The following is a 722-nucleotide window of genomic DNA, read 5'->3' on the forward strand; positions in this document are numbered from 1 at the left end:
GCGCTTGCCGGCATACTGCTTGTCGAAGGCGGCGCGAAAGGCAGCATAGGTCCGGTTGGCGAACTCGTCCGCCTGGCTTGGCCGCTCGAAGCCGCCGGAATGCCTGACATAGAGATTGTAGTCCATGGCGATCACCGGCCGTGACTTCGGTCCTTCCGGAATCTGCGGCAGCGAAAAGTGCACGATGCCGTTGCTGGCCGTCGGTCGGGCAGGGCCTTGCGAGACGCCGCTGGCATCGAATTGATATCCGGCCGCCGGCAGCGCTTCATAGAGCGCCTTGCCGGTCGACAGATACGGCGCGCGAAAGCCGACCACCGCATGCCGCGCGAAATCGCGCCAGCCCTGTGGTTCGGGTGCAATGCCGTTGATCGCATAGGCGTTCTCGAGAATGTGCTCGAACGAACTGAACTCTTTCAGCCAGTCGGCCTTGCTCCAGTCCTTGCCGTCGAAATGGCCACAGCCATGGCTGGCGATATCGTGGCCTTCATGCGCGGCAAGGCCGATCTGTTCGAGTCGCTCGGTGACTTCCTGCTTCGAGGCGGCAAAGCCGATGTTGGATTTGCCGGCGCCTTTGCCCGGTGCGGTGTATTCCTTGCGTGTCTCCGTTGACAGCAGGAAGACGCAGGAGAGAAAATAGGTGAAGTGCGCGCCGGTGCGCTCAGCCAGTGCCCGGCTGCGTTTCCACTGCGAAATGTCGCGGGCACTGTCGAACGAGATGATGA

The 722-nt window shown here is 62.0% G+C and carries 1 protein-coding gene; it reads right to left on the minus strand.

Annotation, left to right across the window (positions count from 1 at the left end):
• Positions 1–720 (minus strand): polysaccharide deacetylase (locus tag EN939_RS36690; RefSeq protein ID WP_245473323.1); only part of this gene is annotated, 720 nt, incomplete at its 3' end.
• Between the last annotated feature and the right edge of the window lie 2 nt (positions 721–722).

This window comes from Mesorhizobium sp. M7A.F.Ca.CA.002.05.1.1, assembly GCF_003998335.1.
GTDB lineage: Bacteria > Pseudomonadota > Alphaproteobacteria > Rhizobiales > Rhizobiaceae > Mesorhizobium.